Source organism: Candidatus Chloroploca mongolica (assembly GCF_004762035.2).
In the GTDB taxonomy this organism is placed as follows: domain Bacteria; phylum Chloroflexota; class Chloroflexia; order Chloroflexales; family Chloroflexaceae; genus Chloroploca; species Chloroploca mongolica.
The window spans coordinates 18,582-34,600 of the sequence record NZ_SIJK02000023.1; the positions used below are offsets into that span (position 1 = coordinate 18,582).

Sequence of the window (16,019 nt, forward strand, 5' to 3'; positions counted from 1 at the left end):
GACACCGTTGGGCTCTGCATGGCCCGGCCTGACAACCAATGTCACTTTCACCACGTTCCCCTGAAGGGGTTTCGCCACACGCCGCCCTGCCTTGGCCAGTGCGCCTGATGCACCCCCTGGCGCTGCTCTTATTTCTGCTCGGTTCCATGACCGCGCTAGGCTATCCGATTAGCCTGTTTCTTGAGCAAAGCCTTCCTTTTTCGATCAGTATTCTTTTGCTTTTTCTGCTCGGTCATCTCGGTCTGTTGCTGCTCATTCTGTGGCATGTCATCCAGACACGCCCTCTCCCGCTGCGGGTGCTGGTTGCGGGTACGTTGCTTTTTGTGGCCCAACTGGGCACCATTGGGACATCAGTATTCTGGTCTCAGGCCTATAGCTCGGCTGTGCCGCTGAGCCATCCGGGGATTGGATTGACGCTGCTGACGTTGTGGTGCTCTGCAGGAAGCCTGTGCGCCATTGTGCCCGCATGGAAATGGCATCGCTTGCATGTCCTGCATTTTGTCACCACAATCTGGCATGTGCTCGTGTTGCCTCCCCTTGCAGTGGGTTTCTTGCTTCCGCTGTTGTTCCCTGACTGGACGTGGACAGCGGCCCAGTTTGTTGCGCTCACCTACCTTGGCGTGAGTCTCGCTTTGTTCGGTTGGTATGGCATGGTGGCGTATCGGTATGCCCAACCTGCTGCCCCGATCTGGCGCCTCTGGACGATAGGCATGGTCTGTTTCTGTGGTACGAGCCTGGCGCTGCTCTTCGGCGCGTTGCGGATGGATCAAGGGCTGTCGCCCTGGCTCTTCGGCATGGCTTTACCCTGCTGGATGCTCCAGCAGGTTCTTTGGACGTTTGCCCTGATTGAGCAACTCCCCCTCCTTCGCGTATCGAAGGTCGTGGCCTCACCAGTCGTGATCGATGACAACCCACGCGCAGGTCTGCGCGGCTTACTCACTGACATCGGGATGGGGGTGCTGACCGTCCTGAGCAGTATGGTGGATCTGCTCATCCTTACGGTAACCCTGATCAGTGGTCTTCTGATGCGCGGCTGGCTCCGCATCATCAATCTCCGCCGTCAACAGGCCGAAGTTGAAGAAGCCTATGACACGGCGATCGTCCAACTAAGCCGCCTCGAGCAGGTGCGTCAACATCAGCAGATCGATCAACTTACGAACCAGCACCAACATATGGCCGAGGTAACGCACGATCTCTATGCACTTCTCTATGATCTCCAGGTCGAATTACGCTCCACTGAGCATATTTTGGCGACGCCAGAGGATGGGTACGACCGCCTCACGCCGCACCTTGAACAGGCAAACGCCCTGCTTCATGATGCCGAGTTACTGATACACACCTTGGCGACAACGCGACAGCTAGAGAAGGGGCTTCTCCAGCCGATCCCCACCTGGCATGATGCGCATCAATGGATCATGCACGTTGTTGCCCTGCAGCAAACCCGTGCTCGCGAAATCGGCGTCAGCTTGAATGCTTCAGCGATCCCTGCGCCATGTATGGTCTGGGGCGATCATGTTCTGCTTGCGCGGGCACTGGCAAATCTCGTGCGCAATGCGATCCAGGCCACCGGTGCGTTTCGGAGCGATGGTACCGGTGTGGTCGAGGTGCGAATCTGGCAGGAGGCTGGTCGGTTCCAGTTGCAGGTTGAAGATAACGGGCCAGGGATGCCTATCGCGCAGCGGGTCGCGTTGCGCCAATGGGCCTCGCGTGGTCTGACCGCAGGTTCGGCTGCAACGGAAGAAGGTAGTCTGGGCCTGAAATTCATTCATCGGGTCGTCAGTGGACATCCTGATGGGCATCTGCGGATAGTGAGCGCAGCGGGCATCGGAACGACAGCGATCATCGATCTCCCTGCGGAATCTCCCTCAGACGAGGCGACGATACCCGGGGCCTCCTAATACGACAACGAAATGGGTCATGCTGCTGGGTCTTGGCTTGATGGAAAAACGAGCCGCCCGGGAGCCATCACCGTGAAATAAAGGAGCAAGTGGATGCAATCTGCGTCAACATTTCCCTCAAGCGGCACGATGCCGCAGCCTATCACGGTCATCGGGGTGGACGACCACCGCGGATTTCGCGAGGGCATTGCACGTGCCGCAAGCCTGCTCAGTCAACACCTCGGACGGCCTGTGACCACCTATCTCTCAGCGTCAGGCTTGGATCTGGAAACGATCCTGCGGGACGAACCAGCAGATCAGTCTGTCCTGGTGGTGCTGGATATTCGCATGCCTACCGGGGTGGATGGTCGTCTGCTTGGGCCCTGGATTCGCACCACCTTTCCGCATGTCCAGATTCTGCCATGTACCAGTGATCATCATCCTACGACGCTTGATCTCTTGCGGCGAAGCGGTATGCTTGAACCCGTCTTAAAGCCGGTCTCCCTTGAAGGACTGACCGAGCGCATGGCAATGGCGTTGACCACAACGCCGCCACCCGGTGATCCAACGATCCAGGCTGTGCAAGCCGATCTGGCGCAACAATTTGTCACGTTGCACCAGCGGCGGCAGGGGGGGCGATCAATTCAGGTTGGGATTTTGGCTCAACGTGCGCTGACGCGCGTCGGCTTGCCCCAGATGTTAAGTGGCGTCAGCACAACGCTGGCGGTTGATGTGGCGATCTGTACCGATCAGGTACGTGCTCTGCAGACGGCCCTGCAACAGCGCCGCCTCGATATTTTGCTCTGCGATGCGCATGATTACAAAGAGATCGAAGGGTTGAGTCAGGCCTATCATATCCCATTGCTGGTCTACACCTCGATCCGTCAGGCCAAACAGGTGCTCAGAGCCAAGCATAGTGTCATTCTTGACCCGGCTTCGAATGAGGCATGGGCCGATGCCTTCCAGATGGTACTGAGTGGCGCTACGTATGCCCCACGGTGGCTGGATCTGATGATCTCGCTCCTGCCCCGCGACCGGCAAATCCTAGGGAGGATTCAGCATGGCGTTGAGATGGCGCAACTAGCGGCAAACCTGGGCATTACCGAGGCCCGCCTTCGCCAGCGCATCAGCAACCTCTATCGCCTGCTTGATCTGCCGCCCCATCGCGCAAGTCTGGTTGCCTGGGCCCAGGCCATTCCTCCGCAGTGGTTTCAAGAGCTTGATCGGGACGATGACGAGCACTGAACGTCCACGGATAGGCAGGGCTGCGTCCACAAAACCCGCGCTCATCATGACGAAAACGGCCAACGAAGTTGGCCGTTTTCGTCATGATGAGCACGCTGCTCAGGGGCCTTCGCCATAACAAATGTCTTGTTTTTGGGGGTATTCCCCCGAACAGGCCACCCGGTACACTCTCTTCAGTTCAAGCATACGCTCACGTCGGACATGCGGGCTGCCGCCACCACCGTGATCGATGAATGGAAGAGACGAGAACCCTGATGACCTGTTGTGTTCAAGGTGTTCCCACCCCTCAGACAATCGCCCGGTTTCCCTGCTGGATCTGGCTGGTCACGGTATGCGTGCCCGTCGTGCTGCTCACCGGCTGTGGTCAGGCCCCCCTGACCTACCGCGATGCCCAGGCCACCGCGTTGGCGGGCGGATGCTGGCCGCCAACGCTGCCTACCCCGCCCCTGGTGACCGTGACCCCCGACCCCGCCCTGCCCCCGCCGGACGCGGCCCCGGCCCCGTCGCTGCCCACCACCACGCCCTTCCCACCCTGCCCCCCGGTGGCCGGGGCCACCGCCGTCCCCTGGCCGACGCCCGTCCCAGCCCCACCGCCCTATCCCACGCTGGCCCCGGCCCCGTGGCAGGTTGCCCAAGATCAGGGAACGACCCTCCACCTTCCACATGCCATTCTCAGTCTCGATCTGGCGGTGCATCCTACCGAAGACTGGGCCGCAGTGGCAGCGGTCGTCTGGTCGGGCAACGACGATCCCGAGCGGGTCATGCTGACGGTGTTGCATCCAACGACCCGCCGCTGGAGCCTCGCCCGCCAGGTGGATCTTGGCCCGGCCCGCATTGGCCGCTATAGCCGCACCGTGGCCGTCGCGATCACGGGTGATCAGCAGGTGCATGCACTCTGGGGCATGAGTGATCCCGATCCGACCACCGGGGCGCCGGTCAGCCTCTGGGCGAGCAGTAGTCCTGATTTCGGGACAACGTGGGCCGCGCCGGTGCGGATTGCCGAAGGCTGCCGACGGGTCAATGCCGTCGTCGCGGGCCTCGACGGCACCTTGGTCGCCCAACTGGTCTGTGATGACGGAGCCGAGTCAACACTGGCAATGGTAACCCGCACCGCGAGTGGCACCTGGCTGCCCGTCGAATATCTCGCGGCACCGGTGCGCTTTTACAGCGAGGGGAGCCTTGTTCTGGTGCCAGACACGGTGGCCCCGATGATCGTTGGGTTGGCGATGACCGACGTGGGCGGTCAGGCCCGCGGGTATCTGCTACGCCGCACGCTGCATGGAACCGAACCGTGGCAGATCGAGGGGATCGTGCTGACAAATCCCTGGTCAGCTCCGATGAGCCCACGCATGTGGAACGTCAACAGCCTGATGGCGGTGCGTCCAGGCGGGGTCTTGCTGACCTTCACCTGGACAGATGCCGATGCTGGCTATGCCTATGCGCTCACCTCGCATGATGGCGGTGACACCTGGGGGGCACCCGAAGCGCTTGCGGCTCCCTTTGAAGCAACTGGGGCAATCATTGCGGCCCTTCCCGCCTATGAACCGATGACTGACCGCCTGGTGGTGGTTTGGGATTGTTGTGCTGGCGGCATCTTACGGAGAGCTCCGACCACCCACTATGCCAGTTGGCAACCTGCTGGGCAAGGCCCCTGGGTGCCGCTGGGCGACCCTGCGCCGATCCCACTCATCCTTGGCTCACGTGCGGTGGGGTTGACGGTTGGGGCGCAGGCCTGGCAGAGCACGCGGGTCTGGGTGGCCTGGATCGAGGGTATGAGTCAGGTTGAAGTACGGGCGGTACCGGTTACGCGCCTACTGCCTGGCCTACCAACCGGAACCGGGCTGTCCACCAGCCGAGCACAGATCTGGTGAGGGGGCAACCGATGCGCACATGGTTCAATCTCGCATCCTCAGCACGGCCAGCATCGCGCCGATCACCGCGCTGGCCGTGCTCACGACGGGGGACCTGGCTTGGTCTGCTGGCCTTGCTCCTGACCATGCCAACCATTCTGGCCTGTACCTCAGGGCTTGCGATTACACAGGCCCCCCGCTGGGCGTGTCCAAGCCCGACACCGTTGCCTTATGGCGAGACCGGGCCGGTCAAAGAGGTCATTCGCCATACTCGCCCGGTGACCGAGGGTGGAGATTGGGACGAGCAGATCTTCTATGAACTGTGGGAGCAAGAGTATCCCGAGGCGGCTGGTCGGCCCTTCCCTTCACCGACGCCCTACGCCAAAACGGGTCGCGCCTATGTCTTTGGGCAACGGGTCGAAATCTGGCCTTTCCATGTGCTGGTGACCGCCAGCGCTGGGCCCGAGATCACCCGGGCCAGCGCTGCCGCCAATGCGGTTCAGCTCTATCACGTGACGATCACCTGGGTCAATCATACCGTCGAGGCCGTGCCGATCAACTATGCCCAGCAGGTGCGCCTCCGGGCGCTTACTACCCCCACGGGACAATTGCTTAGCCAGGCCTATTGGGGTGTGACCGCCGAGGCGTTGAGCGTGAGTGCGTTGCCTGTGCTCCCTACGACCATTCCTCCGGGTGAAAGCAGTGTCCAGATTCCCATCCTTGGACCAGTTGGGACACCCCATACGGTCGAGCTCGAAGTCGCGACGGCACCCGTGGGGATCTTTCTTCTCCCTACCACAACCACCCTACCCGGGTTGCCGACATCGACGCCGCAACCAACGCTGACGCCTACCCCACGGCCGCTCAATACCGGATTGCACGCCCCGGGGCGCGAGACGGTGACGGTACAGTGGAGCAATGCCCGCTGGGTGCCGCCTGGGGCTGAGCCGTGTCTTGATCCTGGAGCCCTGACCGATTGGGACGATGGCCGCGCCAACGCAGCAGCCGCGACAGACCTGATCATGCCAGCCCCGCCGGGGGCCAGCCGTGTGGTGCAATTGGCGCTCGCGCAGGTTGGCAAACCATACATCTGGGGGGCCAAAGGCCCGGAGGCCTTTGATTGCTCCGGCTTAATGACCTGGGTCTATGCCCAGATCGGGCTCAGGATCCCGCATGGCACGGCAGGCCAGTGGCCGGGGATGCAACCCGTCGACCACGCGGCCTTGCAGCCCGGTGACCTCGTCTTTTTTGCAATTGCTGGCGGACGCATTGACCACGTTGGCATGCTCGTCGGCGACCTCAATGGCAATGGCCGCTGGGATATGGTGCATGCCGCCAGCCCTGGGTTGGGAGTACGGGTAGATTACGACATTTTTGAGTCGCCTTATTACGCTCCGCGCATCCGTGGGATGCGCACCGCCCGCTGAAAGGATGCCCCTATGCGGAAGCACCATTGGATGATTGTGACGGGCCTGCTGATCTTCGGAGGGGTGCTGGTTACGGTGAGCCGAGTCGTTGCGCACGAGCCGGTGCCGACTCTGGTGGTCTCCTTGCACGGGGAGGATGCCCAGCCGCTGCGTGGGGCAACCATCCGCCTGACCGATGCACGTGGAAGCACCATGCTGGCTGAGGGTATCACCGATACGACAGGCCATGTTGCATTCGGCCCCGTCCCTGTGGCGCACGTGCGCGTCCAGGTCAGCGGCACGCTGGCCGATGGAACCACTTTGTGGCAGCCAGGCCAGGATGCCCTGGGCGTCCTGGTATTCCTGGGCCGTCCCACCGTAGTCTTGCCGCTCCGAAGCGCTGCGTCCGGGCTGATCTTGCCCGATCCCGAAACGGCACTGGCGCTCGAACTCGGCCCTATCCTCACCACGACCCCACAACCAGCGGCCGATGAACAAACCGCCCTGGCCCCTGCGCCGCCCATCACGCTTGTCGCTCCTGCTGACCAGCGCGATCGCACGCTGCCTGCCGAGTCGTTGGTGCTGCCATCTGACGTGGCAATGTCGTCGAGCACCGCTCCACCGCTCCTCGTGGATGATCCGGTTACAGAACCATCGCTCGCGGCCCTACCAATCTGGGGAGGCGTCTTGCTGCTGGGGTGCCTGGGACTGGGGCTGGGGGTGACCTTGCTCGTGCATCACCAGAGCCGGAGGTTCCTATGATGAGCCAACCTCGCAACAGGCGGCGGCTGTTTGGGGGCCTGCTGATCCTACTCTTTGGCGGACTGAGTATCAGTCTTCCAGCGACCAGTTGGGCGGCTGGATGTGGCCCGCTCGATCTTGGGGCATGCGTCGATGCGGCGCAGTACAGCTTCTGGTTTGGCCTCACCGCTCTGGGTTGGTCGATCAATCGCACCCTGTTGATGCTTGCCTATCAACTTGACACCTTTCGCTGGTGGCTGGTTGAAATTGCCTTCACCAGTGCCTATCAGGTACTCATTGATGTCATTGATCCCTTGCTTGTCCCGGTAGCGTCAATCGCGATCATCATTGGTGGCCTTGCGCTCTTGCTCTTCCCAATCTTTGGCCGTCTAGAGGTGGTCAAACTTCGCCATGCCCTCGCCTGGGTTGTGCTGGCCCCGGTGCTCTTGACGATCAGCGGCCCTCTGATCGTCCAGACCGAAGCCCTGCGCGAGGATCTTGGGGCTGCGCTCTTCAATGGGGTGAGCAGTCTGGCTCCTGGCGCAATCTTTGGGGTCACGGGCTCGGACATGGCCGAAGTCACGCCGCTCTATCCGTCCAATCCATGTGGAACATCGCTGACTCGTCGCAGCGGGGTCGCCACGCTCCGTATGGATGATCTCGCGGCGGCCCTGCTCTGGGCCAATGCCCAGGATATTCATTGCCCTGAGTATGCCGGGCCGAGTATTGACATCCCCGATAGCTTCTACCTGGCCGTCCCCGAAGGCCCCGGCTATGCGACCGGTCAGGCTGTGGGCACGATGGATCAACCGGCAGAACGTGCGAGTGCCGTTGATGCGATCCAGCGCGGTGCCGTGCGCACGGCACTCGGTCTGTTGCCGAGCAGCCTGGCGGTCATTGATGCGCTGGTGCAGTTTGTCTTTGCCCTGTGTCTGCTTGTGCTCTGGATCGGCCTCCCCCTGGGCTTGCTGGTGGTCTTTTTTACCCAGACAAACCAGCCTGTCACCGGTCTCTTCCGGCGCGTACTCAGTGTTTTGCAAGTCAGTTGGTCGAGCAGCGTGGTGTTGGGCCTGCTCTTTGCCTGTTTGCTTGCTGCCGCCGAATTGCGCAATGCGGCCGCCTATACGGGCTTTGCCATCGGCGGTCTGCTTGTGACCAGTTTTATCCTGATGGTCGCAGTCAGCACATTGAGCACGTGTCTCCGGACCATCAATGATGCGCTTGCGGTCGCCACCGGCCTGAACCCAGCGGAGGGTCTCGCTCATGCACGTGGTCTCGCAACGGCAACAGCCGGAATCGGGATGGCAGCCCTGACCGGGGGCGCGGGGGTCGCCTTGACTGGCGCGATTGCGGCACGGCAGACCGGCAGTGGCCGCTATGCAGCCGGCGCGATGCTTGGGCGGGCCACACCCCTTGCGCAGGTGGGCGAGATTGCGCAGGCCTTTGGCGCAACAGATGAGGTAACCAGTGGTCTGGTGACCGGAGGGCGTAGTCAGCGCGGAGGGCTCCGTAGCCTTGCGGCGCTCACGGGCGCTGATGCACGCCGTCGAGATGCCAGCGGGCGGACGCCGGGTGACTATGTGACCGAACGGCGTGTTGCCCAAATGCTGGCCCATCCTCCTGATCTTGGCACTACCTCACCTCCACCCTTGCCTGATGATGATGCACTGGTGGCTGCAATGCGGCAGCGTGCAGCCTTGCCTGCAGAGAACCGTGCTCCACGGTATGGCTACCTAGGCGACGCCTGGAACCGCCTGAGCAGCCAGGTTCACCTTCCCCATGCAGGAAGTTCAGCAACCTCAGGTGAGCCAGCAACCGCCTCTGTGGCGATGCACCTTGATCCCAATCAGCGCACCATCGTCTGGTCGCCACCCGTCGCGCCAGACGATCTGCCTCCCCAACGGCTGAGCCTTCCGCGCCATCAGGCCCGGATCCCTCGTTTGCTCACGCTGGGCTACCACGTCCAGCACGAAGACGATCAGACCATCACGATCTGGCAACCCAATCCGCCAGCACAACCCCATCCGCCTGCGCTGACGAGCCTTGATCAACACATTCACCTCGTCGAAGCCGGGGCCATGCTGGGCAACCTGGACGAGCTCCGGGCTGAACGACAGCGGCTCCGCCAGGGGTTGCCCACGCCACCAACGGCGCCTCGTCAGGGAAGGGCTCAGCCACCGGCAGCAACGAGTAGCGAAGGAGAAAACGCATGACAACGCACCTTCGAAGAATGATCCGTATGCTCCCTGCATTGCTGCGCGCCGTTGGCTTCCTCTTGCTTCTGGGCCTCCTAACGATCCAGCCAGCGCACCTGGCGGCCCAGATCGCCCAAGCAGAAACGCCGATCCTGGGCGCACCAACAATCGCCACACCGGTCATGACCGCGCCGGCGACGCCATCGGCACCGATGCCCATGCCATCGTCTGAAGAAACGGGAGCCCGACGCGCCCCAACGTCAACGCCAGGGACAGCGGCGCTTGAACAGCCCCATACCTGCGAACCGCATCAGACACGCTCAAGCATATGCGCACAGCACATCGATCCCGAACTGCATCCAGATCCTCTGGAGAATAACTGGCATCCCGAGTCAGCCGCGCCTATTGCCGTTGGCGTCATCTACGACCTGAATTTTGTTTGTCCGGTACCCAACGGTTGTCCCGGAGGCGATCATGACTACCTGCGTGTGACGGTCAAAGGTGGCACGCCGTACCTCATCACGACCTTTGATCTGGGGCCAGGGGTTGATACGGTACTGGATCTCTTTTGGGGCGATCCGGAATTTCCCGTGATGAGCAATGATGATGCCTTCCCAGGACGGCACTTTCTCAGCACCATCCGTTGGGAAGCGCCAGACGATGGTGAGTTGCTCATCCGCGTGGCTCCGCGCACCGGGGGCGACACTCCGCACGTGGCTGAACCCGAGGCAGGAACATACCGGTTTGTGATCGCCTTGGACGGAAGTGCGCTTGCCCATCAACTCGACGACCGGATCAGGCAAGAGGCCGGTGTTCCAACTCCGACCCCGCCGCGCATACCGACAAGCATACCCTCGGCTGTTGGCGCACCATCGGTTGGCTCAGCGCAGACCGGGGGCAACCAGCCTGTTGCCGCGCCAACGGCGGTGCCTGCCCCCGTACTCACGCAAGATGCCCCCCAGGGGCGGGCCATGGTGCGTACCTCAACGGCGCTGCGTGATGGCCCCGGGGCCACGCAGACCCTGCTGACTATGCTTCCCGAAGGCACCCGGCTTACCTTGCTTGGTCAAACTCAGGGCCGTTGGGTGCGCGTTCAGCCCGATGATCTCGTGCTCCCCGGCTGGGTGGCAGGGATGGATCTAAGCAAGCTCCCTGACGAAACCCCGCTTCGCGCCTCCGGCATGCTGACGACCACTGAACCCGTGCGCAGTCCACCCGACCCGACGACAACGACCATTGCCGGTGAGGGCACGCCGCCACGCGATCCGGCCCCGACCTCATTGCCAGGGCTTTCGACAACGGGAGCAACCGTCAGTCTCGTCGAGCGCCTCGAGCCACTGCCACCACCGCCGCCACCTGCACCAGTCCAGCGGATCTCTCGCTCGCTCACGCTCCAGGTCGAACGCAGCCCGGACTCAGACCGAACACCTTCACCAGGCCATAGCGCATTCGCGGGCCTTCGCGTCCAACTCGTCACGGTCTTTGGTGACATCCTGGCCGAAGCTGTAACCCCGGCATCAGGGCAAGTCACCCTGACAACCGAAGTCCTGCCAGCAATGGCTGTGCTTGTCCAGATTCCAGCGGCGGGCCTGCGCTTTCCGCTTGACCCAACCACCACCAGCCTCCGGCTGGTCTTGCCCACGGAGGTACAGCCATGACCCGTTCCGCTGTCCATCGAGCAACGGCCCTGCTCCAAGAGACCGTTCATCGTGAATGGCGGGCCTGGAGTCGCACCTTGCAGGCGCGCCTCACGCTCCTTGATGCCCGGTTAGCCGAACGTGACCAGGCTGGCTTTGAACGCGATGACATCCTCGCGCCCGAAGCGCAGGAAGCGCAGGCCATTTTGCAGAGTTTGCGCCCAGATCAGCGCCGCTTCTTTGCCCAGATGGTCGACGAGCGACGGCAAGCCCTGGCGTCCCTACCTCAAGCCATTGAGCATCCCGATCCCGACACCCCCGCTATCTTGCCGGCGGCTGAACGGCACGAACGTGAAGCCCTCACCGCCTTGCTCCGTGAAGCGCTAGGTGATGCCGACAGTCACGGCTGGGGTGTTGTCCCAGTTCAAACAGGAGAGACCCATGCATGGTATGAAGTTCATGTGCCCACCTTGCGGGCAGCACCCGATGATGAGACCTACGCGCTGGCCGAACCTGATGGCATGGGGCTCCGGACGCGCACGCTCCTCGCGGGCTTGCTGGCCGTCGCCGGAATCTTGTTTGTTCTCATCTGGTTTTTCTGGCCGCGCACCGCTGGTGATGCGCTCACGGCGACCCACTTGCCCGCGATGGCCAATGGGCTCGCGCTCACCCCCTGGCCACTCGTCGGCGTGGTGGTGGAGCGTCCCAATGCTGACCCGCTCACCCTGTCTGTGCAGCAGGTTACTACCACAACGCCCTCGCCAGGCCCAGAGCAGCAGCATGCATTCTGGAACCCCATGCACCTTGTTCCGCTCCGGCTCTGTCTGCCCGCAGACGTGCTGGGGGAAGCGACCCTGGTTACGCTCCAGAGCGGGGATGATGCCCCAGATCGGGTCTATCACCTGCTCGCCTCAGGCGCGGGCACCCCCACATCCGGGCAAGCTCCACCTGTCGATCTGATTCTAGAGCCCTGTCACGGGAACGCCGCGCCGCGTCCCGCTTTGCTCAAACATACGGTGGTACCACCCGATATCGTAGCTGGCCTGGCGCATCCCGCAACCGATCCAGCAGTAACGCTTGTCGACTACGCCGTCATTGGCCCGGGTGAAGACCGCACCCTACCGTCGGGCCAAGCCCGCGTACGGGTAACCGTGCAGGCCAACCTGACGGATTGGACGTCTGCGGCCCCGACGCTGCACCTGGCCGATGGGCAGATCCGGATGCCCATCGAGCCGCCCCAGTCATCGGGGCCATCAACTGTCCTGCATTATCTCGTGCCCCTGCCCACCTATCCACTGCCAGCTCGCTGGACGCTCACGCCACCAGGGCAACGCCAACCGGTCGGGTGGCGCATCACCCTCGCAGGGCCACCCGACCGTGCCACGCTGCTGCATCGGGCGCTGATCGTGAGCGATGTCACAGCGCATCTCACCCAGAGCCACATCCAGATCCAACTCACCGTGCAATCCCAACATGAACGCCCACTGTTGCTCACCCTGGACGATATGCATGTGACGTACCGTAGAAGTGGCGAGCGGCTTCCCGTGAGCCTGCTTGAGACAGAAGATCTAGCCTTGCCACTCGCACCCAACGTCCCGCACACCATCACCGTGACCACCCCTCGGCGCGACGAACGAACTGATCTGCTCATCATAACCCTAGGAGCAGCGCGGTTTCAGTTGAACCCGGGGACAACGAACGCCTCACTGCGCGAGGGGCCCTGACCACAGAGCCTCAGACGCCGTCTATGACCGTATCTTGCGGGGCTTTTGAAACCCTGCCTACTCTGGTATGGAGGAGAGATCATCATGGGTGAAATTAACACCATCTTTACCAGCCTGCAAACGAACCTCTTGACCCTGGTTATTCCCATTGGCGTTGTTGGGTTCGTGCTCTGGGGCCTGGCGTTACTCTTGACGCCGATCATCCCCGATTGGGGGCAAACCATGCGGGGCTACTTCCAACGTGCGATGCTCACCATTGCCTTTCTCGGCTTTGCGCTGACCTTCGTCACGGCGCTCTACGGACTTGGCGGCGGCTAGATCACCTTCAGCCGCCTAACCATTGGGGAGCACCGGCCAAGGACAGGTGGGTGCTCCCTACGACAAGAAACCAGCCCTGAGGACGACCAGGGCAAGCGATCCAGCCCTCGGGTTGATACCCAAGGGGCGAAAATCGCACCGGCCAGCAAAGGAGTGCCGCTATGCCATATGACCAACTTGAAGAGATTCAAAATCGTCGGAGTGAGAAGATCGCGATGTTCCTGACCCTGGAAAACGCGGTCGGCCTGATCCTGATCGCCGTGCCCGTCTATCTGCTCAGTTATGGGCTCCCTGGGGTGTTGCGGATCAGCATCGTGCTCTTGGCAGCGCTGTTAGGCATTGGGTTGACCATCGATATCAATGGCCTTCCGCCCTATACCCGGCTGCTCTGGGCGGGGCGCGGCTGGCTCGAACGTCACCTGAATGGGGCTCGGATTACGCCAACCCATCTGCCTGGCACCGCAAGCAGTGCGCCCCCGGATCGCCCGCTACCACGCGGTGGCCCCATTCGCCGTCGCCGGATGCCAACGCCCGTTGTCGCACCGAGCCGCAGCATACAGCCCACGCGCATCGGCTCCACACCACGCGTTGCGACCGAGCATCTGGCGCAGGCCAGTGAGCATTCCGAGCTGATCATCAGCCACGATCATCACGCCCATGAGGGAGCATCATGAGTAGTTTTCAACTCGGCAGCTTTCCGATTGAACAGATTCCCGACCTGCACGCGCTTGAGGCTCGCCTGGGCATGGCGGTGTCCAGTGTCCCGGTACCGATGCGCCTGCTGGTGTTCTCGCGTGCCTTTGATATGACCCCACCGATCACCCGTACCATACAACGCCAACACACCCTCGAACGACTGGCCCTCATGGTCACGCCAGTGCGCGCCGCGCTACAAGCCAGGCTTGCAGGGACAACCTCGACGGATCCAGGGATCGCACTTCGTGCCCTCCCGGCTGATATCAGTGCAACGCTGCTTGATCTGCTGGCCCACGATCCGCCGATGCAGCAGGTCTTGCTCACAGCCGATCACACCACCCACGCCGATGCGCCCGTGCTCTGGGCTGCACTCAATGAGGCCCTGGGCACCATCCTGCAAGCATTGACCTGGCGCATCCCGCTGGCGCATGCGATGACCCACTTTTATCGCCAACTCCAACAACGCCAATTGCGCACCGTTACCTTTGTGATGCATGCCTGGGAACCTCCAACCATGAGTCCCCAGACGATTGCGACCGCCTTGCAAGCTGCGCTCGGTCGCCGCGTGACGCAACTTGACCACTTGCCCTCGGTGCTTCCGGGGAGCTATCAAGAGCAGGCCCATCGCCTCATGCCCGATGAGCCAGGCCATCCTTATCTTGCCGGGTTGCTCGCTTATGAAGTACGTGGGCGTTGGGACGCAACCACCTTGCATGATCTGCTGGATGACTCCTGCGATGTGGCACTCGCGATTGACATTCATACCTACCCCCGCCATACAGCTACCCGCATTGCAGAACTTGCCTACAATGCCGCCCGTGTTGTGGCTCGCGACCATCAGGTTCTTGACCTCCGTGCCCATCGGGTTATGGATGCAGCAACCCAGATTCTTCAGCATCTGGTTGACCAGAGTCTCCATGCCGTCCAACTTGCGGTTCTCGTGAGTGGGACGACCGTTGAACAGCTCGATACGAACCTGGCATCCATCGCGACACGTCTGGGCAGCCAGATACGGTTTCTGCGCCCACCGAATGGGCAACGCGAGTTACTCAAGCTCTGGAGTGGCACGCCACGTCAGCGCATTACCCTGCCCGTCAAACCGCACACCATGCTCTCGCAAGGGGTTGGGTGCTGTCTCGGTATTTTGGGCTCCCATCGTCCCTCCCGCACCGACGGCATCTTCTGGGGCATTGCCTATCCTGGGGGTGGCCCGCTCTTCTTTGATCTCTTCCGCAACCGGCAAGCCGCCCACACCGTCGTGATGGGCAAATCAGGGTTTGGCAAGAGCTTCTTTCTCAACATTCTTACGATGCGGAGTGCGCTGGAAGGCTATCGGGTGATTGGCATTGATGCCTTTCACAATGCCCAACGCATTGCAGCAGCCACCGGTGGCGGTACCCGTTGTTATGCCCTCAGTCTGGAAGACACCTATAACCCGCTCGATATTCTGTTCACCGATGAGCATTGGCTGCCGAATCAGGTTGCCCAGGCGCAGCGCATGCTCGCGCTGATTCTCGGACGCACGATCAGTTCGGCCCAAGGTCAGACCAGCCAGTTTCTCCCCCGCATCTTCAGCGAAGATGAGGCGAGCTTGCTCGATCATGCACTCACCCAACTCTATCGTCCTCTGCATCCCGATCTGCCACGCACCGAAATGCCCTTGCTCAGCGATCTGGTGACGATCCTTGCCGGTATGGGCGAACCTGAAAGCGCTGCCCTGGCCCGTAGTCTGCGCCTGCTGATCACCGAGACGAGTCGCGGCCAACGGTTCAACGGTCATACCACCGTGGACTGGCGCTTTGATGCCGATATTTCCTATTATGATCTTTCGGCTATTCCCCCAACCAGTCGCGTGCTCGCCAGTCTGCTCTTCCTCGACGGCGTCTTGCACTTTATGCGTGATCCTCAGCGCGACCTCAGTCGCCCGACCCTGCTGCTCATCGACGAGTTCGGCTATCTGGCGCGGATTGAAGCCTTTGCCCGCGTCGCGGCAGAGATCAGCAAAGTCGCCCGCAAATACAGCCTCGGCCTGGTGGCCGTCGATCAGAGTCCGCAGATCTTCCTCGAAAGCCCCGAAGGCAAAGACATCTTCGACAACGCCCGCGCCCGGGTGCTCTTTCGCATGGATGCCCCGGCCCAGGCTCGCATCCACGAGGCGATCCCTGAATTACGCCCGATGCATCTGGATTATCTGGCGCATGCCGAGCCAGGCCATGCCGTGGTTGTCGTAGATAACGATGTCTATTGCATGTATGTGCAACCAAATGCCCACGAAGCAATGACTCTGGGAAACTCATGAGCAAGCAGGTCTATTCCGCAACCCAGCCGAA

General features: G+C 61.8%; 11 protein-coding genes. All 11 read left to right on the top strand.

Going from position 1 to position 16,019, the window contains the following annotated elements:
- Positions 1 to 38 precede the first annotated feature (38 nt).
- The 11 genes from EYB53_RS13495 (at position 39) to EYB53_RS13545 (ending at position 15,988) form a co-directional block, all read left to right on the top strand.
- On the top strand, positions 39 to 1,898 hold the full coding sequence (locus EYB53_RS13495) for a sensor histidine kinase (protein ID WP_135478736.1): 1,860 nt from the start codon (positions 39 to 41) through the stop codon (positions 1,896 to 1,898).
- A gap of 93 nt (positions 1,899 to 1,991) precedes the next feature.
- Positions 1,992 to 3,122, top strand: a complete 1,131-nt coding sequence (locus tag EYB53_RS13500) for a response regulator transcription factor (RefSeq protein WP_135478739.1) — start codon at positions 1,992 to 1,994, stop codon at positions 3,120 to 3,122.
- 254 nt (positions 3,123 to 3,376) lie between these two features.
- On the top strand, positions 3,377 to 4,993 hold the full coding sequence (locus tag EYB53_RS13505; protein WP_135478741.1) for a sialidase family protein: 1,617 nt from the start codon (positions 3,377 to 3,379) through the stop codon (positions 4,991 to 4,993).
- 11 nt (positions 4,994 to 5,004) lie between these two features.
- On the top strand, positions 5,005 to 6,399 hold the full coding sequence (locus EYB53_RS26210; protein ID WP_135478743.1) for a C40 family peptidase: 1,395 nt from the start codon (positions 5,005 to 5,007) through the stop codon (positions 6,397 to 6,399).
- Positions 6,400 to 6,411: 12 nt separating this feature from the next.
- Positions 6,412 to 7,140 (top strand): hypothetical protein, encoded by a 729-nt coding sequence (locus EYB53_RS13515; RefSeq protein WP_135478745.1) that lies wholly within the window; start codon positions 6,412 to 6,414, stop codon positions 7,138 to 7,140.
- Entirely contained in the window at positions 7,137 to 9,332 is a 2,196-nt protein-coding gene (locus tag EYB53_RS13520; RefSeq protein ID WP_135478747.1) for a TrbL/VirB6 family protein, read from the top strand. Before EYB53_RS13515 ends, EYB53_RS13520 begins: the two co-directional genes overlap by 4 nt.
- Positions 9,329 to 10,972 carry an SH3 domain-containing protein gene (locus EYB53_RS13525; protein ID WP_135478750.1) on the top strand — a complete coding sequence of 548 codons (1,644 nt, stop codon included), beginning with the start codon at positions 9,329 to 9,331 and terminating at the stop codon, positions 10,970 to 10,972. The genes EYB53_RS13520 and EYB53_RS13525 overlap by 4 nt, the downstream gene beginning before the upstream one ends.
- Positions 10,969 to 12,675, top strand: a complete 1,707-nt coding sequence (locus EYB53_RS13530; RefSeq protein ID WP_135478752.1) for a hypothetical protein — start codon at positions 10,969 to 10,971, stop codon at positions 12,673 to 12,675. The genes EYB53_RS13525 and EYB53_RS13530 overlap by 4 nt, the downstream gene beginning before the upstream one ends.
- A gap of 84 nt (positions 12,676 to 12,759) precedes the next feature.
- A complete protein-coding gene (locus EYB53_RS13535) occupies positions 12,760 to 12,993 on the top strand; it encodes a hypothetical protein (RefSeq protein ID WP_135478754.1) in 234 nt (77 codons plus the stop codon).
- 161 nt (positions 12,994 to 13,154) lie between these two features.
- Positions 13,155 to 13,667, top strand: coding sequence for a hypothetical protein (locus tag EYB53_RS13540; protein ID WP_135478756.1), 513 nt, complete (start codon positions 13,155 to 13,157; stop codon positions 13,665 to 13,667).
- On the top strand, positions 13,664 to 15,988 hold the full coding sequence (locus tag EYB53_RS13545; protein ID WP_135478758.1) for a VirB4 family type IV secretion system protein: 2,325 nt from the start codon (positions 13,664 to 13,666) through the stop codon (positions 15,986 to 15,988). Before EYB53_RS13540 ends, EYB53_RS13545 begins: the two co-directional genes overlap by 4 nt.
- The last annotated feature ends 31 nt before the right edge of the window (positions 15,989 to 16,019 follow it).